The 22,804-nt window shown below is 67.3% G+C and carries 19 protein-coding genes; 8 read left to right on the forward strand and 11 right to left on the reverse strand.

The window, feature by feature from the left end; genetic code table 11:
* Nucleotides 1–81 precede the first annotated feature (81 nt).
* From E3O67_RS11095 to E3O67_RS11125, 7 genes are all read right to left on the reverse strand, one after another.
* Nucleotides 82–1,389, reverse strand: coding sequence for a thymidine phosphorylase (locus E3O67_RS11095; protein WP_198417168.1), 1,308 nt, complete (start codon nt 1,387–1,389; stop codon nt 82–84).
* 8 nt (nt 1,390–1,397) lie between these two features.
* Nucleotides 1,398–1,835 carry a cytidine deaminase gene (locus E3O67_RS11100; RefSeq protein WP_255575855.1) on the reverse strand — a complete coding sequence of 146 codons (438 nt, stop codon included), beginning with the start codon at nt 1,833–1,835 and terminating at the stop codon, nt 1,398–1,400.
* Nucleotides 1,832–3,127, reverse strand: coding sequence for an ABC transporter permease (locus E3O67_RS11105; RefSeq protein ID WP_370260436.1), 1,296 nt, complete (start codon nt 3,125–3,127; stop codon nt 1,832–1,834). Before E3O67_RS11105 ends, E3O67_RS11100 begins: the two co-directional genes overlap by 4 nt.
* Nucleotides 3,124–4,392: an ABC transporter permease gene (locus E3O67_RS11110; RefSeq protein WP_174776823.1), complete on the reverse strand. Its 1,269-nt coding sequence runs from the start codon at nt 4,390–4,392 to the stop codon at nt 3,124–3,126. The genes E3O67_RS11105 and E3O67_RS11110 overlap by 4 nt, the downstream gene beginning before the upstream one ends.
* Nucleotides 4,389–5,909 carry an ABC transporter ATP-binding protein gene (locus tag E3O67_RS11115; protein WP_134429449.1) on the reverse strand — a complete coding sequence of 507 codons (1,521 nt, stop codon included), beginning with the start codon at nt 5,907–5,909 and terminating at the stop codon, nt 4,389–4,391. The genes E3O67_RS11110 and E3O67_RS11115 overlap by 4 nt, the downstream gene beginning before the upstream one ends.
* Before the next feature lie 186 nt (nt 5,910–6,095).
* The gene (locus E3O67_RS11120; RefSeq protein WP_134429561.1) at nt 6,096–7,187 is read right to left on the reverse strand and encodes a BMP family protein; all 1,092 of its coding nucleotides are present in this window, start codon (nt 7,185–7,187) and stop codon (nt 6,096–6,098) included.
* 212 nt (nt 7,188–7,399) lie between these two features.
* Complete coding sequence (locus E3O67_RS11125) at nt 7,400–8,521, reverse strand: mannose-1-phosphate guanylyltransferase (protein ID WP_134429450.1); 1,122 nt, start codon at nt 8,519–8,521, stop codon at nt 7,400–7,402.
* 78 nt (nt 8,522–8,599) lie between these two features.
* On the opposite strand from E3O67_RS11125, the gene E3O67_RS11130 reads away from it, so the two are divergent.
* From E3O67_RS11130 to trpS, 8 genes are all read left to right on the forward strand, one after another.
* Nucleotides 8,600–9,754: a glycosyltransferase family 1 protein gene (locus E3O67_RS11130; RefSeq protein ID WP_134429452.1), complete on the forward strand. Its 1,155-nt coding sequence runs from the start codon at nt 8,600–8,602 to the stop codon at nt 9,752–9,754.
* 113 nt (nt 9,755–9,867) lie between these two features.
* Nucleotides 9,868–10,281: a succinate dehydrogenase, cytochrome b556 subunit gene (sdhC, locus tag E3O67_RS11135; protein WP_134429454.1), complete on the forward strand. Its 414-nt coding sequence runs from the start codon at nt 9,868–9,870 to the stop codon at nt 10,279–10,281.
* A gap of 12 nt (nt 10,282–10,293) precedes the next feature.
* Nucleotides 10,294–10,746 (forward strand): succinate dehydrogenase hydrophobic membrane anchor subunit, encoded by a 453-nt coding sequence (locus E3O67_RS11140; RefSeq protein WP_134429456.1) that lies wholly within the window; start codon nt 10,294–10,296, stop codon nt 10,744–10,746.
* Between the two features lie 17 nt (nt 10,747–10,763).
* Nucleotides 10,764–12,578 carry a succinate dehydrogenase flavoprotein subunit gene (sdhA, locus tag E3O67_RS11145; protein ID WP_134429457.1) on the forward strand — a complete coding sequence of 605 codons (1,815 nt, stop codon included), beginning with the start codon at nt 10,764–10,766 and terminating at the stop codon, nt 12,576–12,578.
* Nucleotide 12,579: 1 nt separating this feature from the next.
* On the forward strand, nt 12,580–13,362 hold the full coding sequence (locus E3O67_RS11150) for a succinate dehydrogenase iron-sulfur subunit (protein WP_174776824.1): 783 nt from the start codon (nt 12,580–12,582) through the stop codon (nt 13,360–13,362).
* A 99-nt stretch (nt 13,363–13,461) separates the two neighbouring features.
* Nucleotides 13,462–14,562, forward strand: a complete 1,101-nt coding sequence (locus tag E3O67_RS11155) for a YihY/virulence factor BrkB family protein (RefSeq protein ID WP_134429459.1) — start codon at nt 13,462–13,464, stop codon at nt 14,560–14,562.
* Nucleotides 14,563–14,571: 9 nt separating this feature from the next.
* Nucleotides 14,572–15,495, forward strand: coding sequence for an exodeoxyribonuclease III (locus E3O67_RS11160; RefSeq protein ID WP_134429461.1), 924 nt, complete (start codon nt 14,572–14,574; stop codon nt 15,493–15,495).
* Nucleotides 15,496–15,560: 65 nt separating this feature from the next.
* Nucleotides 15,561–16,565 carry a tryptophan--tRNA ligase gene (gene trpS, locus E3O67_RS11165; RefSeq protein WP_134429463.1) on the forward strand — a complete coding sequence of 335 codons (1,005 nt, stop codon included), beginning with the start codon at nt 15,561–15,563 and terminating at the stop codon, nt 16,563–16,565.
* A 535-nt stretch (nt 16,566–17,100) separates the two neighbouring features.
* Here trpS and E3O67_RS11170 read toward each other — a convergent pair.
* The 4 genes from E3O67_RS11170 to E3O67_RS11185 form a co-directional block, all read right to left on the reverse strand.
* Nucleotides 17,101–17,991: an endonuclease domain-containing protein gene (locus E3O67_RS11170; protein ID WP_134429465.1), complete on the reverse strand. Its 891-nt coding sequence runs from the start codon at nt 17,989–17,991 to the stop codon at nt 17,101–17,103.
* Between the two features lie 331 nt (nt 17,992–18,322).
* Nucleotides 18,323–19,837, reverse strand: coding sequence for a glycerol kinase GlpK (glpK, locus tag E3O67_RS11175; RefSeq protein ID WP_134429466.1), 1,515 nt, complete (start codon nt 19,835–19,837; stop codon nt 18,323–18,325).
* Between the two features lie 82 nt (nt 19,838–19,919).
* The gene (locus E3O67_RS11180) at nt 19,920–20,684 is read right to left on the reverse strand and encodes an MIP/aquaporin family protein (protein WP_134429467.1); all 765 of its coding nucleotides are present in this window, start codon (nt 20,682–20,684) and stop codon (nt 19,920–19,922) included.
* A 239-nt stretch (nt 20,685–20,923) separates the two neighbouring features.
* A complete protein-coding gene (locus E3O67_RS11185) occupies nt 20,924–22,612 on the reverse strand; it encodes a glycerol-3-phosphate dehydrogenase/oxidase (RefSeq protein ID WP_241982131.1) in 1,689 nt (562 codons plus the stop codon).
* Nucleotides 22,613–22,804 lie beyond the last annotated feature (192 nt).

Raw genomic sequence — 22,804 nt, forward strand, 5'->3', positions numbered from 1 at the left:
GGCCCGCGGCGCACGGCCCGAGGGCGCACGGCCCCAGAGCGCACGGCCCGAGGACGCGCGGAACGGGGCCGTACCGGCGGCTTAGCGCCCGATGCGCTCGGCGATCAGCGGGCCGCCGTCGAGCACGGGTTCCCCGGGGTCGCCGATGCGGTAGGCGCCGTCCACGGCTTCCAGGGCCCGCGCGAAGCGCTCGGGCTCGTCGGCGCTGAGGGTGAACAGAGGCTGGCCGGCTCGCACGGTGTCGCCGGGCTTGGCGTGCAGGTCGATTCCGGCGGCGTGCTGCACGGGATCCTGCTTGCGGGCCCGGCCCGCGCCGAGGCGCCAGGCGCCGATGCCGAACGGCAGTGCTTGCTGCTCCACGAGCACCCCGTCGCGCTCGGCGGTGACGACGTGGGTTTCGCGGGCCATGGGCAGCGGGGCGTCGGGGTCGCCGCCCTGCGCACGGATCACGTCGCGCCACTTGTCCATGGCGCGCCCGTCGGTGAGGGCGGATTCTACGTCGACGTCGGTGATGCCGACCAGGGCGAGCATCTCCCGGGCCAGGGCCACGGTGAGCTCGACGACATCCGCCGGCCCGCCGCCGGCGAGGACCTCGACCGATTCACGCACCTCGTTGGCGTTTCCGATGGCAAGCCCGAGCGGCACGTTCATGTTGGTGAGCAGAGCGGATGTCGCCACGCCCGCGTCCTCTCCCAGCGCCACCATGGTGCGGGCGAGTTCGCGGGAGCGTTCGATGTCTTTCAGGAATGCGCCCGACCCGAACTTCACGTCGAGGACGAGGGCGCCGGTGCCCTCGGCGATCTTCTTCGACATGATCGACGACGCGATCAGCGGGATCGCCTCGACGGTGCCGGTGATGTCGCGGAGCGCATAGAGTTTGCCGTCGGCCGGGGCGAGCCCGCCGCCGGCGGCGCAGATCACGCCGCCGAATTCCTGCAACTGCGCGAACATCTCCTCGTTGGTCAGGTGTGCGCGCCAGCCGGGGATCGATTCGAGCTTGTCGAGGGTTCCGCCGGTGTGACCGAGGCCGCGGCCGGACAACTGCGGCACGGCCGCGCCGAAGACGGCCACAAGGGGCATCAGCGGCAGGGTGATCTTGTCGCCGACGCCGCCGGTGGAGTGCTTGTCGGTGGTCGGTTTGCCGAGGCCGGCGAAACTCATCCGCTCGCCACTGTTGAGCATCGCCATGGTGAGATCCTTGATCTCCCGGCGATTCATGCCGTTCAGGAAGATCGCCATGGTCATGGCGGCCATCTGCTCGTCGCCGACGTAGCCGCGCGTGTACGCGTCGATCAGCCAGTCGATCTGCGGCGTGCTGAGCTCACCCCGATCACGCTTGGCGTGGATCAGGTCCACGGCGTCGAAGGCCTCGATACGATTCTGGTTCAAGCTCACAACTACTCTTCCTGGTATTCGGCGAGCTGCCTCGGCCCGAAGGCGTCCGGCAGCACTTCATCGATGGTGCGCACACCCGACACGGTCTGCAGCAGCATGCCGGGCGCGGAGTGTTCGTACAACAACTGGCGGCAGCGGCCGCAGGGCATCAGCGTGCGTCCGTTGCCGTCGACGCAGGTGAACGCGACGAGGTGGCCACCGCCGGTCAGGTGCAGCATGGAGACGAGGGCGCACTCGGCGCAGAGGGTGAGCCCGTAGGAGGCGTTCTCCACGTTGCATCCGCTGATCACCCGCCCGTCGCTGACCAGGGCCGCGGCACCGACCGGGAATTTCGAGTACGGCACGTAGGCCTTGCCCATCGCCGTCGTGGCGGCTTCCCGCAGAGCGACCCAGTCGATTTCGGCGGCCTTCGAGAGGGCGCCCGGCGTGGTCCCGGTCACGATTTGATGTACGGCTTGCCGGATGCCGCCGGGCCCCGGGACATTCCGACGAACCCGGCTACGGCGAAGATGGTGACCAGATACGGCAGCATGAGCATGAACTCGCTCGGCACTGGCGAGCCGATGATGCTGAGCACGTTCTGCAGGTTGCTTGCAAACCCGAACAGGAGGGCTGCGAGGGTGGCCCGGATCGGGTCCCAGCGGCCGAAGATCACGGCGGCGAGGGCGATGAAGCCGGCTCCGGCGGTCATCTCCTTGCCGAAAGCGCCGACCGAACCGAGGGTGAAATAGGCGCCGCCGAGTCCGACGATCGCGCCGGCGAGCGACACGTTCCAGAACCGGGTGCGGGCGACGTTGATCCCCACCGTGTCGGCCGCCTGAGGGTGCTCGCCCACGCTGCGCAGGCGCAGGCCCCACCGGGTATGGAAGATGCCGTAGTACACCAGGGCGACGGCCACGTACATGATGTAGACGATCAGCGTCTGCCGGAAGAAGACCGGGCCGATGATCGGGATCTCGCTGAGCAGGGGGATGTTGATGCGCTCGAACCGCGGCGGCTGGTTGAGCAGCGCCGCATTGGGCGCCATCACCTGGGAGTAGAGGAAGCCGGTGACGCCGATCACGAGCACGTTGAGCACGACACCGACGATGACCTGGTCGACGAAGTACTTGATCGAGAACGAGGCGAGCACCATCGAGACGAGCACACCGGCGAACATGGCCGCGACGAGGCCGAGGATGGGCTGGTTGGTCAGGGACGCCACCATGGCCGAGGTGAACGCCCCGGCGAGCAGCTGGCCCTCGATCGCGATGTTGACGACGCCGACCCGCTCGGAGATGACACCGCCGAGTGCGCCGAAGATCAGCGGTACGGCCAGGCTGAGCGAACCGAAGAGCAGTCCGGGCACCGGGATGGACTCGCCGGCGGCGGCCCAGACCAGGAATCCGATCAGGAAGAGCACCGCGAAAACGGCGATCAGCCAGATCGGCACCTTGCGCCGGGACTGCACCAGCCACACGCTCACGCCCGCGATCAGGAGCAGCAGCACGCTGATGACGATGCCGGTCATCCGGGTGGGCAGCTCGAGATCGGGAAGCTGGATCAGGTCGCTCGTGGTGGAGAGCCGCATGGTGCTGACACCCTCGCGGCCGAAGACCACCAGGAGCACGAAGGCGAAAACCGTGAAGACTCCGAGGGCGATCGGAGCCTTCCAGCTCTTCACGTTCTCGAACTCGGGGCGATCGTCTGCGGCGGGCAATACGGGCTGGACGGCCGGAGCTACTGTGCTCACTTTGCAGCCACCTCCTGGGAAACGTTGGGCAGTGCACGGCGGGGCGCGGAACCCGGGGCCGGCAGGCGGAAGATGGCCCTCACGAGAGGCGGAGCCGCAATGAAGAGCACGATCAGCGACTGCACGACGAGCACGATGTCGATCGGCACACCCTCGGCCGCCTGCATCGAGAAGCCGCCGGCCTTGAACGCTCCGAACAGGATGCCCGCGGCGAACACGCCCCACGGTTTGGACCGGCCCAGCAGGGCGACCGTGATCGCGTCGAAGCCGATGCCCGAGTCGAGCCCGGCACCAAACCCACTCGTGGTGGTGCCGAGCACCTGGTTGATGCCGGCCAGGCCGATCAGCCCGCCCGAGAACAGCATCGCGTAGACGTAGATTCGTTTCACGCTGATGCCGGCGACGCGCGCCGCGTGGGGGTTCAGCCCCACGGCCCGGAACTGGAAGCCCAGGTTCGACCGGGACAGCAGCCACCAGGTGAAGATCGTGGCGGCGATGGCCAGGATGAACCCGAAGTGCAGGGAGTAGGTCGAGCCCAACAGATCGGGGAAGACCGCGGTGGCCTTGGTCGCCGGACTCTTCGGGTTGTTCGACCCGGGCGTCTTCAGGAAGCCCTCGCGCAGCAGGTAGCTGACCAGGTAGAAGGCGACGTAGTTGAGCATGATCGTCGTGATCACCTCGTGGGCACCGGTGCGGGCCTTGAGCAGACCCACGATCCCGCCCCAGAGGGCACCGCCGAGGACGCCGGCCACGAGGGCGGCGACCATGTGCAGGCCGTAGGGCAGGTCGACCGCGAAGCCGACCCAGCCGCCGAGGGCTGCGGCGATCAGCATCTGGCCGCGACCACCGATGTTGAACATGCCCACCCGGAAGCCCAGGGCCACGCCGAGCCCGGCCATGATCAGCGGGGTGGCGAAGGTGAGCGTTTCGGTGAGCGGCTTGATGCCGGCCGCGAAACTCGGCCGGCGGAAGTTGTAGACCGACCCCTGGAACAGGGCCGAATACGCACCGGCCACGGAGTTCCAGACTTCCCGCAGCAGGTCGCCCGGCCGGGAGAAGAAGTAACCGGCGGCTTCCTGCACACCGTCGTTGGTGAAGGCGATCATGATGCCGCCGACGAAGAGTGCGAGCACGACGGCGAGCACGGAGATGATGGCGTTGCCGGTGGTGATCTCGCGGAACGCCTGGTTCCAGCGGGACGGCTGTTCGGGGTCCGGCGTCGCCGGCGTCCCTGACTCGGTTATGGGACCCTGTGTCGCGCTCACGCGGCAGCTCCTTCTCCGGCGGGCGTTTCGCCGGCCATCATCAAACCAAGAACGGCGCGCGGCGTGTCGCCGGGAACGATGCCGACGATGCGCCCGCGGTACATGACCATGATCCGGTCGGCCAGGGCCGCCACCTCGTCGAGCTCGGTCGAGATGACGATCACGGGCGTGCCGGCATCCCGGGTCGCCACGATGCGCTCGTGCACGAACTCCACCGAACCGACGTCGAGTCCGCGGGTGGGCTGGGCCGCGATGAAGAGGCGCAGGTCACGGCCGAGCTCGCGGGCGAGCACGACCTTCTGCTGGTTGCCGCCGGAGAGCTTGCCGACCGGGGTCTCGATGCCCTGGGCGCGCACGTCGAACTCCGTGACCTTCTTCTCGGCGAACGCGGCGAGGACGGCTCGCTGCACGTTCCAGCGCTTCACGAAGGGTTTCGAATTCGAGCGGTCGAGCATGAGGTTCTCGGCGATGCTGAATTCGCCGACCAGGCCGTCTTCGTTGCGGTCCTCCGGAACGAAACCGACACCGGCTTCGAGCACCTGGCGCACCGAGTGCCCGCGCAGCGACGTGCCGTCGAGGGTGATCTCACCGGAGACCCGCGGCTGCAGGCCCATCAGCGCCTCGGTGAGGTCGGTCTGGCCGTTTCCCTGCACCCCCGCGATGGCGAGGATCTCGCCGCTGTGCACGTCGAAGCTGACGTTGTTGACGAGGATCTGCCCGTGCGGGTCGAGCACGGTGAGGTTCTTCACTGAGAGAACCGCCGCACCGGGCCGGGCCGGAGACTTGTCCACGGTGAGGTCGACGGCACGGCCGACCATCTGGGTGGCCAGTTCGACGTTGGTCGCGGTCGGGGAGGCCTCGCCGACGACCTTGCCCAGACGGATGACGGTGATCCGGTCGGCGACCTCGCGCACCTCGCGCAGCTTGTGCGTGATGAAGACGATCGAGGTTCCGCTGGCCTTGAGCTGGCGCATGATGACCATCAACTCGTCGGTCTCCTGCGGGGTGAGCACGGCGGTCGGCTCGTCGAAGACGAGTACCTTCGCGTCTCGGGAGAGCGCCTTGATGATCTCGACCCGCTGCTGCACGCCCACGGGGAGGTCCTCGACGAGGGCGTCCGGGTCGACGTCGAAACCGAAGCGCTGGGAGATCTCGCGGACGTGCTGGCGAGCAGCGGGCAGGTCGAGGCGACCGCCGGTCTTGGTCTCCTCATGCCCGAGCATGACGTTCTCGGCCACGGTGAACACGGGGATCAGCATGAAGTGCTGGTGCACCATGCCGATTCCCGCGGCCATGGCGTCGCCGGGTCCGCTGAAGTGCTGCGGGACACCGTCGAGCAGGATCTCGCCCTCCTCGGCCCGGTACAGGCCGTAGAGCACGTTCATCAGGGTGGATTTCCCCGCGCCGTTCTCACCGAGAAGTGCGTGGATTTCTCCGGCCTCGACGGTGAGGTCAATGTGGTCGTTAGCGACCAGGGCACCGAATCTCTTCGTAATGCCTCGAAGTTCGAGCTTCATGTGGACGATTCTATTCAGTGGCGAGCGAAAGTTGACGCTCTTGCTCATATGTTGGCGGGAGGACAGAGTTCGCTCGCGTGTGCCTGAACTCGGCCTCACGGAGTGCACCCTTTAAGGCGGGAGGGGAGGCCCGCTCGATGCGTGCCTCCCCGACTGCGTTTCTTGTGCTGCTGTGGTGCTTCGGTGCTACTTCGGGGTCGCGGGCGACTCAACCGTGAGGGCGCCGCTGATGATGTCGGCCTTGATGGCCTCGATCTCGGTCATGACCGCGGGGTCGACCTTGGATTCCCAGTCGTGGAGCGGGGCGATGTCGACGCCCTCATTCTCGAGCGTGCCCACGTACGGGGTGGCCGAGAAGTCGCCTTCGGCGTCATCGAGGATGATCTGCTCGGTGGCATCCGTCATCTTCTTCAGCACCGAGGTGAGGTACAGCGGAGCGAATTCGGGCGTGGTCTCGAACAGGTCGCTGTCGACACCGATGATGGCGACGTCCTTGCCGGAGTCCTGGATGGCCTGCGCGGTGCCCTGGAAGAGCGGTCCGGCAACCGGGAGGATGATGTCTGCGCCGCCGTCGATCAGCCCGGTGCTCAGGGCCTTGCCCTGGTTGATGTCGTCGAAACCACCGGCGAAGAGACCGGTCTGAGCGGCCTTGTCCCAGCCGAGGACCTTGACATCGGTGCCCTTCTTCTCGTTGTGGTACGCGACGCCGTCGACGAAGCCGTCCATGAAGATGGTGACCGACGGGAACTGGAGTCCGCCGAAGGTTCCGACGACACCGGTCTTGGAGGTGCCTGCGGCCAGGTAGCCGGCCAGGAAGGCGGCCTGCGCGGTGTCATACAGGACCGGCTTCACGTTCTCGAGCTCGAGCGGGCTGAAGTCATCGTTGGAGAGCGCGGAGTCGATCAACGCGAAGTTGGTGTCCGGCGCGGCCTGGGCGGCGTCGCGGGTGGCATTGGCCAGGGCGAAACCGACCGTGAGGACGAAGTCGCAGCCCTGGTCGACCATGCTGGAGACGTTCGGGCCGTACTGGTCCTCCGACTTGGACTCGGCCTGCTGGAATTCGATTCCCAGGTCGTCGGACGCCTTCGTGATGCCCTCGAAGCTGGACTGATTGAACGACTTGTCGTCGAATCCGCCGAAGTCGGAGACGATGCAGGGCAGGTAGTCCGACTCGGCACCGCCGGTGGTTCCCTCATCGGTCGGCGCCGGCGCGCAAGCTGCGAGAAGGGCCACGACGCCCAGCGTGGCGAGGCCGCTGAATGCGACCCGTCGTTTCATGATTGTCAAAATGACCTCCAATGGTCGCCCGGCGCGGGTTCGCAGGGGGCTGTATTGGACTACACGCTACCGAAAGATCCACTGCTCAAAGGAGCAAACCCGGCCCGCGCGCGAAAGGTTATCAAGACGCGATATTGGCCCGCGGCAGCCCTGCCCGCCACCGCGGCCCCATCCAGTGCAAAAGTGCCCTCGATCGGGGGGTTCGATGCCGGTTAGAGGACGTCGCTACTCCCGGACAGCTTCAGCGCGTCGACGACGGCCTTCACCTTCTGCGCGTTGGCGCTGGTGGTGATCAGGAGGGCGTCCGGGGTGTCGACCACCACGATGTCCTCGACGCCGATGAGGGCGATCATCCGCCCGGTGTGACTGACCACGATCCCGCTCGAGGAGTCGGCGAGCACCCGGGCACCCTCGCCGAGGATGGCGAGGTCCCGCTTGCGGCCGTTGGCGAGGATTTTCGCGATCGACGCGAAGTCGCCGACGTCGTCCCAGTCGAACTGTCCGGGAATCACGGCCAGCTTGCCGCGGGCGGCAACCGGTTCGGCGACCGAGTAGTCGATCGCGATCTTCTTCAGACGCGGCCAGACACGGTCGACCACGGCGCCGCGCCGCGGGGTGTCCCAGGCGTCGGCGAGTTCCAGCAACCCGGCGAGCAGTTCGGGCTCAGACGCCCCGATCTCTTCGAGCAGGCGGTCGGCGCGGGCGATGAACATGCCGGCGTTCCAGAAATAGGTGCCGTTCGCCAGGTAGTCCTGAGCCGTGGCCAGGTCGGGCTTCTCCACGAAGGAATCCACCGAGAGGGCGCTGGCTGCTCCGGCGATGTCCAGGGGGCCGGCGGTCTTGATGTAGCCGAAGCCGACGGCCGGCTCCGTGGGCTGGATTCCGATGGTGACGATGTAGCCGGCGTCGGCGGCGCGCACGGCGTCGGCGACCGCCTGACGGAACAGGTGGGGCCCCTTGATCACGTGGTCGGCGGCGAAGGAGCCGATGATGACGCCCGGTTCGCGTTTCTCCAGGATGGCCGCGGCCAGGCCGATCGCGGCGGTGGATTCGCGCGGCTCACTTTCGAGCACCACGTTCCGGTCGGCCAGCTCGGGCAGCTGCTCCTCGACGGCGGCCCGGTGCGCGCGACCGGTGACGACCATGATGCGCTGCTCGCCCGACAGCGGCGCGAGCCGGTCCCAGGTGGCCCGCAGCAGGGTCTGGCCGGACCCGGTCAGGTCGTGCAGGAATTTGGGGGCGTCGGCACGTGAGAGAGGCCACAGCCGGGATCCGATGCCACCGGCCGGGATCACGCTGTAGAAACGGTCAAGAGGTTCCGTGGACTGAGGCATTCGGCCAGACTACCGCCCGGTCCGCGCCGTTCACGGTGCGTTCACCTGCCCGCCGGGGGGCCTGCCTACGCTCGCACCATGAGGGTTGCACTCATCACCGAAAGTTTCCTGCCCACGATCAGCGGAGTCACCACGAGCGTGTGCAGGGTGCTCGAGCACCTCGCCCGCACGGGCCACGACGCGATGGTCATCGCCCCGGCCGGCGCTCCCGACGAGTACGCCGGGTTCCCCGTGCACGGCATGCCCGCGGCACGCTACCGGCAGTTCCCGGTCGGGATGCCCAGTCCGCAGGTGCACCGGCTGCTGGCCGATTTCGCCCCCGACGTGCTGCACGCCGCCTCGCCGTTCCTGCTCGGCGCCCAGGGCATCGCGGCCGCGAACCGGCAGGACGTGCCCAGCGTCGCCATCTTCCAGACGGATGTCGCCGGCTACGCCCGCCGCAACCGGCTCGGCCCGGCCGCGCAGTCGGCCTGGCGCTTCGTCAAGTGGGTGCACGAGGGAGCCGACCTCACCCTGGCTCCCTCCTCCGCGTCGATGAGCGATCTGCGCCGCATCGGCCTGCGCCGGCTTGCGCACTGGAACCGCGGCGTCGACCTGGTCGGCTACCACCCCAATCGGAGATCCGATCCGGAGGTGGCCGCCCTCCGGCGCCGGCTGGCCCCGAACGGGGAGGTCGTCGTGGGTTACGTCGGCCGCCTGGCACCGGAAAAGCAGGTGGAGAGGTTCCGGGCGCTGCGGGGGATGCCGGGCATCCGTCTCGCCCTCGTCGGCGACGGCCCCTCGCGGCCGGCGCTCGAGCGGGAACTCGCCGGGATGCCGGTGACTTGGCTCGGCCGTCTGGACGGAGCGGACCTGGCCCGGGCCTATGCGAGCTTCGACCTATTCCTGCACGCGGGCACCGAGGAGACCTTCGGCCAGACCCTGCAGGAGGCGCACGCCGCCGGTCTTCCGGTGGTCGCTCCGCGCGCCGGCGGCCCGATCGACCTGGTCAGCCATGGTGAGAACGGCTTCCTCTTCCACCCGGACGACGAACGGGATCTGCGCCGCTTCGTCGCCCTGCTGGTGCTGGACCCCGCGCTCCGGCGACGCATGGGTGAGGCCGGGCGCCGCAGCGTGCTCGGCCGATCCTGGGAAAATGTCTGCGGCACGCTGCTGGAGCACTACGAGCACGTCATCGACGAACGCGCCGCCGTACGCGCCATGGTTGCGGTTCCGCTGTCAATGCAGCGATAGCCGGGCATTCGCGTTTTATCTCGGCACAGAGACACTTATAATTGTTTCACGTGCGTATTGCGCATTGTCGGCCTGATTCGTCGAGGCCGCTACTCAGCCAGGGAGGGTTGGTCATGCCAGAGCAGGCAGCGACACTGACATCCCAGCAGAAGACGACATCACGTCGCCCCGCCGGAACCCTGTATCGGGGCCGCGAGGGCATGTGGTCGTGGGTTCTCCACCGCATTACGGGTGTTGCGATCTTCTTCTTCTTGCTGGTTCACATCTTGGACACCGCGCTGGTGCGCGTCAGCCCCGAGGCCTACAACGCGGTCATCAGCAGCTACCAGACGCCGATCATGGGCCTCGGTGAAACCGCGCTGGTCGGGGCCATCGTCTTCCACGCTTTCAACGGGCTGCGGATCATCCTGATCGACTTCTGGAATGCCAAGTACCAGAAGGCCATGTTCTACGTTGTGATCGCCCTGTGGGTGGTAACGATGCTCGCCTTCGTGCCGCGCCACCTGATCAACGTGTTCAGCCACTAAGCGGGGAGAGCCATGACATCCACAATCGAAGCTCCCCGCAGCCCCTATTCCCGCGCGCCGCGATCCCGCGGCGTGAACTGGGAGAAGTGGGGCTGGATCTACATGCGCGTCTCCGGCGTCGTTCTGGTCGTGCTCATCTTCGGCCACCTCTTCGTCAACCTGATGGTCGGCGAGGGCGTCAGCGCCCTCAACTTCGCCTTCGTCGCCGGCAAGCTGACCACCCCGTTCTGGATGGTCTGGGACGTGCTCATGCTCTGGCTCGCCCTGATCCACGGCGGCAACGGCATGCGCACGCTGGTCAACGACTACGCCACGCAGCGCCTGACCCGAGGCATCCTGAAGTCCGCCATCCTGGCGGCCGTCGTGATCCTGATCGTGCTCGGCACCCTCGTGGTCTTCACGTTCGATCCCTGCCCGGCCGGCTCGCCCGCCGACCTTCTCCCCTCGTTCTGCCCGGCCAGCTAGGAGCTGCTAACACACACATGACTACGGATGCTGTAACCGCGCCCTCTGAGTCCACCGTCATCGCCGGTGTGCACTATCACAAGTTCGACATCGTCATCGTGGGAGCCGGTGGCGCCGGCATGCGTGCCGCCATCGAAGCCGGCTCCGGCGCCAGCACCGCAGTGATCTCCAAGCTGTACCCGACGCGTTCGCACACGGGTGCGGCGCAGGGCGGGATGGCCGCGGCCCTCGCCAACGTCGAAGAGGACAACTGGGAATGGCACACCTTCGACACGGTGAAGGGTGGCGACTACCTGGTGGACCAGGACGCAGCCGAGATCCTCGCCAAGGAAGCAATCGACGCGGTCATCGACCTCGAGAACATGGGCCTGCCCTTCAACCGCACGCCGGAGGGCAAGATCGACCAGCGCCGATTCGGCGGCCACACCAGCGATCACGGCAAGGCGCCCGTCCGCCGGGCGTGCTACGCCGCCGACCGCACCGGCCACATGATCCTGCAGACGCTGTATCAGAACTGCGTCAAGCGCGGCATCAACTTCTTCAACGAGTTCTACGTTCTCGACCTGGTCATGACACCGGTCGACGGGGTCGACCAGCCGTCGGCCGTCGTCGCCTACGACCTCTCCACCGGCGAACTGCACGTCTTCCAGGCGAAGGCGTTCATCTTCGCCACCGGTGGGTTCGGCAAGATCTACAAGACCACCTCCAACGCGCACACCCTCACCGGCGACGGCGTGGGCATCGTGTGGCGCAAGGGCCTGCCGCTCGAGGACATGGAATTCTTCCAGTTCCACCCGACCGGCCTGGCGGGCCTGGGCATCCTGCTCACCGAGGGCGCGCGCGGCGAGGGAGCCATCCTCCGCAACGCCGCCGGCGAACGGTTCATGGAGCGCTACGCGCCCACCATCAAGGACCTCGCGCCGCGTGACATCATCGCCCGCTGCATGGTCAAGGAGGTCGCGGAAGGCCGCGGCGCCGGTCCGAACAAGGACTACCTCTACCTCGACTGCACCCACCTGGGCGCCGAGGTGCTCGAGACCAAGCTGCCCGACATCACCGAGTTCGCCCGCACCTACCTGGGCGTCGACCCGGTCACCGAGCCGGTGCCGGTCATGCCCACCGCCCACTACGCGATGGGCGGGATCCCGACCAACGTGAACGCGGAGGTGCTGCGCAACAACACGACCGTCGTGCCCGGCCTGTACGCGGCCGGCGAGTGCGCCTGCGTGTCCGTGCACGGCTCCAACCGCCTCGGCACCAACTCGCTGCTCGACATCAACGTCTTCGGCAAGCGCGCCGGAAACAACGCCGTCGCCTACGTCAAGACGGCCGAGTTCACGCCGCTGCCGGCCGACCCGGCCCAGGGTGTGCGGGAACTGCTGGAAGGCATCCGCACCTCGACCGGCACCGAGCGCATCGCCGTGCTCCGCAAGGAGCTGCAGGAGACAATGGACGCCAAGGCGCAGGTGTTCCGCACCGACGAGTCGCTCTCCGACGTCACCAACGTGATCCACGGCCTGCGCGAGCGGTACAAGAACATCGGCGTGCAGGACAAGGGTCGCCGGTTCAACACCGACCTGCTCGAGGCCGTCGAACTCGGCTTCCTGCTCGACTTGGCCGAGGTCGTCGTGTTCTCTGCGCGCAATCGCAAGGAGAGCCGCGGCGGGCACATGCGCGACGACTTTCCCCTGCGCGACGACGCAAACTACCTCGTGCACACCATGGCCTACCTGACCGGAGACCCGCTCTCCGCCGACGCCGCCGACCACATTGCGCTCGACTGGAAGCCGGTCACCATCACGCGCTACCAGCCGATGGAAAGGAAGTACTGAGTTGAGTACCGCTACCGCCACCGAAACCGCACCGACGACCGCGGGCGCCCCCGTCGTGCCGGAGGAAATCCAGTCCTTCACCGTCACCCTGATCATCCGCCGGTACAACCCGGAGGTCGACGACGAACCGCACTGGGACGACTTCGACGTGCAGATGTACCCGACGGACCGCGTGCTCGACGCCCTGCACAAGATCAAGTGGGAGCAGGACGGCAGTCTCAGCTTCCGACGCTCCTGCGCGCACGGCATCTGCGGCTCGGATGCCATGCGCATCAACGGCCGCAACCGCCTGGCCTGCAAGACCCTGATCAAGGACCTCGACATCACCAAGCCGGTGTACGTGGAGGCGATCAAGGGCCTGCCGCTGGAGAAGGACCTGATCGTGGACATGGAGCCGTTCTTCGAATCGTTCCGTGCCGTGCAGCCGTTCCTGGTGGCGAACAGCGCCCCCGCCGACGGCAAGGAGCGGATCCAGACCGTCGCCCAGCGCGAACGCTTCGATGACACGACCAAGTGCATCCTCTGCGCCGCGTGCACCTCGAGCTGCCCGGTGTTCTGGACCGACGGACAGTACTTCGGTCCGGCCGCGATCGTCAACGCCCACCGCTTCATCTTCGACTCGCGCGACGATAACGCCGCCGTGCGCCTCGACATCCTGAACGACAAGGAGGGCGTGTGGCGCTGCCGCACAACCTTCAACTGCACCGAGGCGTGCCCGCGCGGAATCCAGGTCACGCAGGCCATCTCCGAGGTCAAGCAGGCCATGCTGCGCGGCACCCTGTAGCCGCACGGACTCGACCGGCCGGTCTCCCCACGACGAACGTCCGTGGCGAGACCGGCCTTTCGCGTTCTCGACCGCACGGCCGCCGCCTAGGCTGAACTGGTGAATACTCCCGCGGTGATCGACCGGACCAAGACGCTCATCGGCCGGGTCATGCGTTCGCGCCCGGTGCGGGTCTTCACCCGTTTCGGGGAGAGCGGCGGCGGCATCCTCGCCGCCGGCATGTCGTACCAGGCCATCTTCGCGACGTTCGCCGCGCTCTGGCTGACCTTCTCCATCGCCGGGCTATGGATCACGTCGAACCCCGACCTGGAGCTGACGCTCTACTCCTTCATCAACCAGTCCGTCCCCGGGCTGATCGGCGAGGACGGCGTGATCGACCCGAGCGACCTCGCCAACGCCCGGGTCTTGGGCTGGTCGGGCGCCTTCGCTCTGGTCGGCCTGCTCGCCACCGTGCTCGGCTGGCTCTCGAATACGGCGCTCGCGGTGCGCACGATCTTCCGGATGCCGCCAGACAAGACCTTCATCCTCCTGGTCAAGCTGCGGGAACTGGGCCTCGGCCTGCTGTTTGCGGTGGTGCTGGTGCTGTCGGCGTTGATCTCGATCGCGAGCACCGAGGCGCTCGGGGCGCTGTTCGGGCTGTTCGGAGTGTCCCGGGATTCGTTCTGGTTCAACGCCGCCGCCCGCTCGGTCGGGCTGCTCCTCGTGCTCCTGATCGACACCATCACCCTCGCCGCACTGTTCCGGGTGCTGTCCCGGGTGCGGATCCCGTTCCGCCAGCTGATCACCGGCGCCGTCCTGGGCGCGGCGGGCCTCGGCGTGCTCAAGATCCTCGGCAGCACGCTGCTCGCCGGCGCCGGCCGCAATCCGCTGCTCGCCGCCTTCGCGGTGATCATCGGGCTTCTGATCTGGTTCAACCTGACCAGCACGCTGACGCTGCTCGCGGCATCCTGGATCGCCGTCGGCATGGACGACGGCGGGTTGTCTCCGCGCCGGATCAGCGCGGACGAGGTCGCCACCGAGAAGCGCCTGCGGGAGGAGGAGGCGTTCCGGGTGGTGGTGCTGGCCGAGCTCCGGGATGCCCGCCTCGCGCACGACACCGCAACCTGGCCCCGCCGGCTGCTCACCGGCCGCCGCCTGCGCGCCGCCGAGAAGCGGGCCGCAGAGCTTCAGGCCGACGGGTCGGAGCCCGAGCCAAAGTAGAATCGGGGAATGCCTTCCGCCTCGACTGCCGCCACCGGCCCCGCCGCTGCCGACCCTGCCTCCTCCGCCGCATCCGCCGCATCCGCCGCATCCGGGGCAGGCGGCACGCGGCTGCGGATCGCGAGCGTGAACGTGAACGGCGTGCGCGCCGCTTTCCGCAAGGGCATGGGCGACTGGCTGGCTGAGCGGGACGTGGACATCCTCGCCCTGCAGGAGGTGCGCGCCTCGACCGAGGACCTCGAGGGTCTGCTCGGGCCGGAGTGGAGCATCCTGCACGATGCCGCCACCGCGAAGGGCCGGGCCGGGGTGGCCCTGGCCAGCCGGTCGACCGCTGCCATCCACCGGGTCGAGCTCGGCGCAGCCGAATTCGACAGCGCAGGCCGCTGGCTCGAGGCCGACTACGAGGTCAACGGCACACTGATCACGGTCGTGAGCACCTACGTGCACTCCGGCGAGGTCGGCACGCCGAAGCAGGTCGAGAAGTACAAGTTCCTCGACGCCATGCTCGCTCGGCTGCCCGAGCTCGCCGCGCACAGCGACCGGGTCGTCGTGCTCGGCGACCTGAACGTCGGCCACCGCAAGTTCGACATCAAGAACTGGCGCGGCAACGTGAAACGCGCCGGGTTCCTGCCGGAGGAGCGCGCCTACTTCGACCGCATCGTCGGCGCCGAGGACGCCCCGGACTACAACGCCGGGGCCGGTCTCGGCTGGGTCGACGTGGGACGCCGCTGGGCCGGCGAAGTGGACGGGCCGTTCACCTGGTGGTCGTGGCGCGGCCAGGCGTTCGACAACGACACCGGCTGGCGGATCGACTACCAGCTGGCGACGCCGGCGCTCGCGGCATCCGTCACCGGTTACGCGGTCGACCGCGCGGCCGCCTACGACCAGCGCTGGTCCGACCACACCCCCGTGGTCGTCGACTACTTCATCTGACCTCCCACTCCATCTCGCGCCGTCGGCTCTGCCGGAGGCAACACGCTACGAAAAGATCTGATCCCATGACCAAGCCCCGCCTCTACTCGGGCATGCAGCCGAGCGCCGATTCCCTGCAGATCGGCAACTACATCGGCGCCCTCCTGAACTGGAAGGCGCTGCAGCAGACCCATGACGCGTACTTCTCCATCGTGGACCTGCACGCCCTGACCGTGGCGCAGGACCCGGTGAAGCTGCGGGAGAACACCCGGCGCACCGCCGCGCAGTACATCGCTAGCGGCATCGACCCGTCGGCGTCGACGCTGTACGTGCAGTCGCATGTCGCCGCGCACGCCCAGCTGTCCTGGGTGCTGAACACGATCACCGGTTTCGGCGAGGCCAGCAGGATGACCCAGTTCAAGGACAAGTCCGCCCGGCAGGGATCGGACGCGACCACCGTGGGACTGTTCGCGTACCCGATGCTGATGGCCGCGGACATCCTGCTGTACGACACCCAGATCGTGCCGGTCGGTGAGGACCAACGCCAGCACGTTGAACTGACCCGCGACCTCGCCGCGCGCTTCAACGCCCGGTTCGGGCAGACGTTCACGGTGCCCGAGGTCGCCATCGTCAAGGAGACCGCGAAGATCTACGACCTGCAGAACCCGACGTCGAAGATGTCGAAGTCGGCCGAGTCGCACGCCGGCGTGATCTGGCTGCTCGACGAGCCGGCGGTGACGGCCAAGAAGATCATGCGCGCGGTCACGGATGCCGAGGGCGGCGTGGTCTTCGACCGCGAGAACAAGCCGGGCGTGGCCAATCTGCTCACGATCTACTCGGTGCTCGCTTCCCGCAGCATCCAGTCGATCGAGGACGAATACGCGGGCCGCGGCTACGGTGACCTGAAGAAGGGGCTCGCCGAGGTGGTCACCGGCACGTTCGGGCCGATCCGGGCACGGGTGCTCGAACTGCTCGACGACCCCGCCGAACTCGACCGTCTCCTGGCCCAGAACGCTGACCGGGCGGCTGGCGTGGCCAACGAAACGCTGGCGCGCGCCTACGACCGCGTCGGCCTGCTGCCCCGCCGCTAGAGTCGAGGGATCCGCGCCGGCGGCCCGGGCCCGTCGACGGCCCCACTGCTGGGTCGGCAGGGAGTCTTCGTTCTCGGTTCGACGTGTGGCGAATTCAGGATATCCGTCGCCTCGGTTCGCATTCGCCCCGGAAAATCGCGGAATTGGTTGTATGTCTCGGCCAATCTCCTGAGTTGGCCACACGGAGACGAACCTCGGGCCCAGGGCGACGGATCCACTGGCAGGCCGCTCTGCTGCGCGCGGTACCCGGCCTCACTGTCGGGCGCTCGGGTTTCGGCGCGGGAGCGGCCCAACATTGTGTGGCTAAATCAGGACATCCGTAACGACCGTTGCCCTCCACGCCCGGAAAGTCCGGATCTGACACCGCGCTTGGGTCGATTTCCTGAGTTAGCCACACGGGTGCGGGCATAGAACTCTTGTCTGACCGGGTGGCCGGATTCGCCGGAACCGGGCGCTACGGCCCGGCCGCACCGGGAAGCCGGATTCGCCCGCACCGGGCGCTACGGCCCGGCCGGACCGAGGAACCGGAGGCAGGTTAGACGATGAAGGTTCGGTAGTGGCCGGCTGCCGCCAGCAGGCCCGTGATCGCGGCGATGACGCGCTCGGGGTGGTGGATGATGTCCCGGTAGAGCACTCGCAGAGTCAGGTAGCCCCGCATGGCGAGGTCGCAATCGCGGGAGCGGTCCCGCGCGTGCGCCTCCCAACCGTCGTGGAACTGCCGGCTGTCGGCTTCGACCACGATGCGCCCCTCCACGACCATGTCGACGCGGCCGACGCCCCCGATCTCAACCTGGATCTCGACGTCGAAGCCTGCTCCCCTGATCACGAGGCGAAGCACGGTCTCCTGGCCTGATTCACTTCGGCAGTCGATGAGCCGGCGCAGGGACTGGAATTCCGCGGGCAGGGCTGCGAAGATCTGCGACACGGCCTGAGCCGTAAGCAATCTCTTGAATAAGGCATTGTCGAGCGAGGCGATCGCGAATCTCGGTTTCTGACACCGGAAAACCTGGACCAGCGCATCGGCCAGCCCGATGCGGCACTCGGAGCCACCGGCTGGATCGAGCAGCTGACCCCAATGGAGTTCCACACCGTCTCGATTCTGGGTGGTAAGCCGCTGAAAACGATCGTGCGGGGCCCTTAACCGGGAAGCGGTGGGGTCGAGGTGGATGTGCGCGAAGGTGCTGTCCAAAACGAAAATCCCGGAGTTCGCGACCGCGGAGATGCAGGCGAGCCGCCCGCCCAGCCGCACCGCTTCGAGGACGTGCGCATCCGTATCGGGAAGCGCGTAGTGACCGCGGCGCGCCCGGACCAGATAGCCACTCTCCACAGCCGCCCTCAGCACCCGCCAATTGGCGCCGGCGGCGTTGAGAGCCTCGGTCTCGGCGATCTGCACATTGTGGACGCGGAAATATTCTGCCCAAGTCATGTCGACAGTGTGGACAGCACGGACTCCGTCCGCCGCGTTTGCGCCGACGTGTGGACTGCTCCGGTCAACCCGTGCTGTGGAGGACGAGCGGTTGCACCGCCTACCCGGGGCTAACTCAGGAGGAATGGCCGTGCCACTGGGGACGGACCGCACTGGTCCGGCGTGCTGGGGCTCGGCCGGTGTAGATTTCCTGAGTTAGCCACACATCACCCGGGAGAAGGGTCTCCGGGGAACTTCCCGTGACGGAGGGAGGGATGCCGAGACCCGGCGGCCAGGTGTGGCCGCCGGGTCTCGGTGGGTGGGGTGCGCGGGATGCGCGCGGCTGTGGGAGCTAGACCACGTCGGCGTCGACCCAGTCGAGGGACTTGGTGATGGCCTTCTTCCAGTTGCGCAGCAGACGGTCACGCTCGGCGACGTCCATGCTCGGCTCCCAGCGGGCATCCTCCTGCCAGTTGGACCGAAGCTCGTCGAGGTCGTTCCAGAAGCCGACCGCCAGGCCGGCCGCGTAGGCGGCACCCAGGGCGGTCGTCTCCGCCACCACCGGGCGCACGACGGTCACGCCGAGGATGTCCGCCTGGAACTGCATCAGCAGGTCGTTGGCCGAGGCGCCGCCGTCGACCTTGAGCTCGGTCAGCGGCACGCCGGAGTCGGCGTTGACCGCGTCCAGCACCTCGCGGCTCTGGTACGCGATCGCTTCGAGGGCGGCGCGGGCGATGTGGCCCTTGTTCACGTAGCGGGTGAGGCCGACCAGGGCGCCACGGGCATCCGCACGCCAGTACGGCGCGAACAAGCCGGAGAAGGCGGGCACGAAGTAGGCACCGCCGTTATCCTCGACCGACAGGGCGAGCGCTTCGATCTCCTCGGCCGTGTTGATGATGCCCAGGTTGTCGCGCAGCCACTGCACGAGCGAGCCGGTGACCGCGATGGAGCCCTCCAGGGCGTAGTGCGGTTCGGCGTCGCCGAGCTTGTAGCCGAGCGTCGTGAGCAGGCCATTCTTGGAGTGGATGATCTCGGTACCGGTGTTGAAGATCAGGAAGTTACCGGTGCCGTAGGTGTTCTTGGCTTCGCCCTGGTCGAAGGCCGCCTGCCCGAACGTCGCGGCCTGCTGGTCGCCCAGGATGCCGGAAATCGGGGTCTCGCGCAGCAGGCTGTGGCCGCTGGCGACGCCGTAGACCTCGGAGGAGGAGCGAATCTCGGGCAGCATCGACTTCGGCACGTCGAACGCGGCGAGGATCTCGTCATCCCACTGCAGGGTCTTCAGGTCCATGAACATGGTGCGGCTGGCGTTGGTGACATCGGTCAGGTGCACGCCGTCCTCGAGGCCACCGGTGAGGTTCCAGAGCACCCAGGTGTCGGTCGTTCCGAACATGAGGTCGCCGGCCTCAGCCTTTTCGCGGGCACCCTCGACGTTCTCGAGGATCCAAACGATCTTCGTGCCGGAGAAGTATGTCGCCAACGGCAGGCCGACCTTGGCCTTGAAGCGCTCGACGCCACCGTCAGCGGCGAGACGGTCGACGATGGGCTGGGTGCGGGTGTCCTGCCAGACGATCGCGTTGTAGACGGGAAGCCCGGTGTTGCGGTCCCAGACGACGGCAGTCTCGCGCTGGTTGGTGATGCCCACGGCCGCAATGTCGTGGCGGGTCAGGTTGGCCTTGGCCAGAGCCTGGCCGATGACCTCACGGGTGTTGTTCCAGATCTCCATCGGGTCGTGCTCGACCCAGCCTGCCCGCGGGAAGATCTGTTTGTGTTCGAGCTGACCGGTCGAGATGATCGAGCCGGCCTTGTCGAAGATGATCGCACGGGAGCTGGTCGTTCCCTGGTCGATTGCGATGACGTACTTTGCCATTGTTAACTCCTTTGTCAATGCTGGGTACACGGTTGTTCAGAAACGAGACGGGAAGAGCAAGGGAGAAGAGACGAGCGGATGCCTAGGCCAGGATCGGCAGGAGGAACGCGGAGGTCCACCCGGCCAGGAGGCCACCGATGACAGGGCCGACGACGGGCACCCAGGAGTAGGCCCAGTCAGAGGAACGCTTGCCCTGGATCGGCAGCAGGAAGTGCGCGATGCGCGGGCCGAGGTCACGGGCGGGGTTGATCGCGTAGCCGGTCGGTCCACCGAGCGAGGTGCCGATCACGATTACGAGCAGGGCCACCGGCAGGGCGCCGAGGGCTGCCAGGCCGCCGTTCTCGCCCTGGCGTCCGCCACCGAACGCGATGACGACGAAAACGAGAACGAAGGTGCCGATGATCTCGGTGACCAGGTTCCAGCCGTACGAACGGATGGCCGGGCCGGTCGCGAACACGCCGAGCTTGCTGGCCGGATCCGGTTCCTGGTCGAAGTGCTGCTTGTAGGCAAGCCAGACGAAGGCGGCACCCAGGATGGCACCGACCATCTGGGCCCCGATGTACGCCGCCACGGACACGGCGTTGACCGGAACTCCCGAGCCGAATTCGGTGGCCCCGGAGGACACGAGTCCAAGCGTCACGGCGGGGTTCAGGTGGGCGCCCGAGTTGTAGGAGACGATCACGCCGGCGAAGACTGCGAGGCCCCAGCCGATGGTGACCATCAGGAAACCGCCGCCGAAGCCCTTGTTCTTTGTGAGGGCGACGTTGGCGACCACCCCGCAGCCGAGTAGGACGAGGAGCGCGGTTCCCACCACTTCCGAAAGGAACACGATACCGAGATTGTCCACGTTGACATCCTTTTAAATGATTGAAATGAGTGAAGCGAGAAAAACGAACAGTAAAAAACCTAGCGACTCGAGGCCGCCCATTGCGCAGACCGCGGTGCACGTTTGTGCAGATCAGGCAATGAGTCGGTAGACCGCACCCCCGGCCGGGTGGTGGGGGTCAGTGCGAACGGAGGGCAGGCGGCCACAGGGACCGCCTGCCCTCCGAGCTGTTCCGTTCTGTTTCGCGGTTCCGAGCCGCCCTAGACGGCCGGGGCGACCGGCGTGTCCACCGGGGCCAGATGCACGCCGTACAGGTCGAGCAGCGTGTTCGCCGCGGTGTCGACCTCGTGCGCGCACCGAGCGGCGTCCCAACCCAGGATCGGCGCGAGTACGCCGGCCAGCTCGGTGAGCAACGGCAGGGTCACTTCGCCGCGGAAGGCGATGCTGGTGCGGCGCAGCAGCAGGTCCATCAGGTGCATGACCGATTCCGTGGAGGCGATGAGCTCGATTTCACGCCGGGTGTACCCAGGGTGCTGCGCGAGCGGAGCGTCCGGTTCGGCGGTGAGCCAACTGATCACCTCGGTGGCGCGGGTGCCGTACCGGGTCAGCAGCACGTCGGCCCGCTCGGTGCCGACCTGCTTGCCGTTGGCTGCAACCCAGACCCGGCGTGCGGCGTCCGTCGCCGGGAAGTCACGGCCACCACCGATGGCCAACCCGACCGTCGAGACAGTGCGCTGCTTGCCGAGCAGGGTCAGGATGTCACCACTCATGTGTTCGGCGAGGGCGCGGAAGGTCGTCCATTTGCCACCGACCAGGCTCAGCAGGGTGCCGGGCCGGGCTCCGAGCGGGCGCGACTCGATGCGGTAATCACGGGAGACGAAACCGGGCGCCTCGTCGTCGTGGCGGGGCAGCGGGCGCACGCCGGCGAACCGGAACACGATCTGCGACCGGTCCACGGCCACCTTCGGGAAGACGTGATTGACGAGTTCGAAGAAGTAGTCGACCTCGGCCTCGGTGCAGCGCGCCGGCTGGGTCATGTCGTGCTCGAGGTCGGTCGTGCCGACCAGAACGCGTCCCGCGAGCGGGTAGATCAGCACGATGCGGCCGTCTTTGTGCTCGAAGAAGATCTCGCGGCCGCCGGTCGCGGCAAGCAACTCCGGGTTGTCGAGCACGACGTGCGAGCCCTTGGTGCCGCCCATGTAGGTGCTGGCCTGGCCGAGGGCCGTGTTCGTGAGGTCGGTCCAGGGTCCGGACGTGTTGACGACGATGTCGGCTTCAAAGCTGAATTCGGCACCGGTGACCGTGTTGCGGAGGCGCACGCCCGCGGCATCCATGCCGACGGCCTCGATGTAGTTGGCGCTGCGGGCGTGGGTGCCGGCTGCCAAGCCATCGAACAAAACGTCGAGGGCGAGGCGCTCCGGGTCGTGCATGGAGGCGTCGTAGTAGGTGGCCGTGTACTTGAGGCTCGGGTTGATCTGCGGCAGCAGCTTGAGCGATGCCTTCCGTCCGAGGAACTCGTGCCGGGGCACGTTGCCGCCGTCGCGGGAGAAGGAGTCGTAGAGCATCATGCCGATCTTGATCAGCAGCGCTCCGCGTTCCTGGGCCGCACCCTGCTTGTGGGTGAGGAAACGCATCGGCGCGGACATCACGCCGGAGACGGTGGAGTAGATCGGGATGGTCGTCTTGAGCGGCTTGACGTAGTGGGGGGCGATCTTGAGGAGGCTGTTGCGCTCCTCGACCGACTCCTTGACGAGGCGGAATTCGCCGTTCTCCAGGTAGCGCACGCCGCCGTGAATCATGTGCGAGGACGCCGAGGAGGCCCCGGAGACGTAGTCGCCCTTGTCGACGATGGCTACATCGACGCCCTGGAGGGCCAGATCGCGGAAAGTCGCGATGCCGTTGATGCCAGCTCCGATGATGAGGACCTGGGCCCGGGGCCGGTCCTGGATGGCCGCCTGGGCGGCAGCGCCACTGGACTGAGGCGGGGCGGAGGATGACTGATCGGGTGTGGACAGCACTGATTCGCTCACTTCTCTGTGGGGGTAGAAACCGTGATGTTCTGTCACAGCCGGCCCGCAATCGCATTCGGGAGAGCGGGAACTCTACCAACCCTGCTAGGTTCTACACAAATGGTCAAGCGG

The organism is Cryobacterium sp. TMT3-29-2 (genome assembly GCF_004564305.1).
Taxonomy (GTDB): domain Bacteria; phylum Actinomycetota; class Actinomycetes; order Actinomycetales; family Microbacteriaceae; genus Cryobacterium; species Cryobacterium sinapicolor.

Excerpts from the sequence above, each read along its gene's own strand:
- sdhA (WP_134429457.1), top strand. The coding sequence starts at position 10,764 with ATGACTACGGATGCTGTAACCGCGCCCTCTGAGTCCACCGTCATCGCC.
- E3O67_RS11125 (WP_134429450.1), bottom strand. The coding sequence starts at position 8,521 with ATGCCTCAGTCCACGGAACCTCTTGACCGTTTCTACAGCGTGATCCCG.
- E3O67_RS11120 (WP_134429561.1), bottom strand. The coding sequence starts at position 7,187 with ATGAAACGACGGGTCGCATTCAGCGGCCTCGCCACGCTGGGCGTCGTG.
- E3O67_RS11160 (WP_134429461.1), top strand. The coding sequence starts at position 14,572 with ATGCCTTCCGCCTCGACTGCCGCCACCGGCCCCGCCGCTGCCGACCCT.
- sdhC (WP_134429454.1), top strand. The coding sequence starts at position 9,868 with ATGCCAGAGCAGGCAGCGACACTGACATCCCAGCAGAAGACGACATCA.
- E3O67_RS11115 (WP_134429449.1), bottom strand. The coding sequence starts at position 5,909 with ATGAAGCTCGAACTTCGAGGCATTACGAAGAGATTCGGTGCCCTGGTC.
- E3O67_RS11130 (WP_134429452.1), top strand. The coding sequence starts at position 8,600 with ATGAGGGTTGCACTCATCACCGAAAGTTTCCTGCCCACGATCAGCGGA.
- glpK (WP_134429466.1), bottom strand. The coding sequence starts at position 19,837 with ATGGCAAAGTACGTCATCGCAATCGACCAGGGAACGACCAGCTCCCGT.
- E3O67_RS11140 (WP_134429456.1), top strand. The coding sequence starts at position 10,294 with ATGACATCCACAATCGAAGCTCCCCGCAGCCCCTATTCCCGCGCGCCG.
- trpS (WP_134429463.1), top strand. The coding sequence starts at position 15,561 with ATGACCAAGCCCCGCCTCTACTCGGGCATGCAGCCGAGCGCCGATTCC.
- E3O67_RS11170 (WP_134429465.1), bottom strand. The coding sequence starts at position 17,991 with ATGACTTGGGCAGAATATTTCCGCGTCCACAATGTGCAGATCGCCGAG.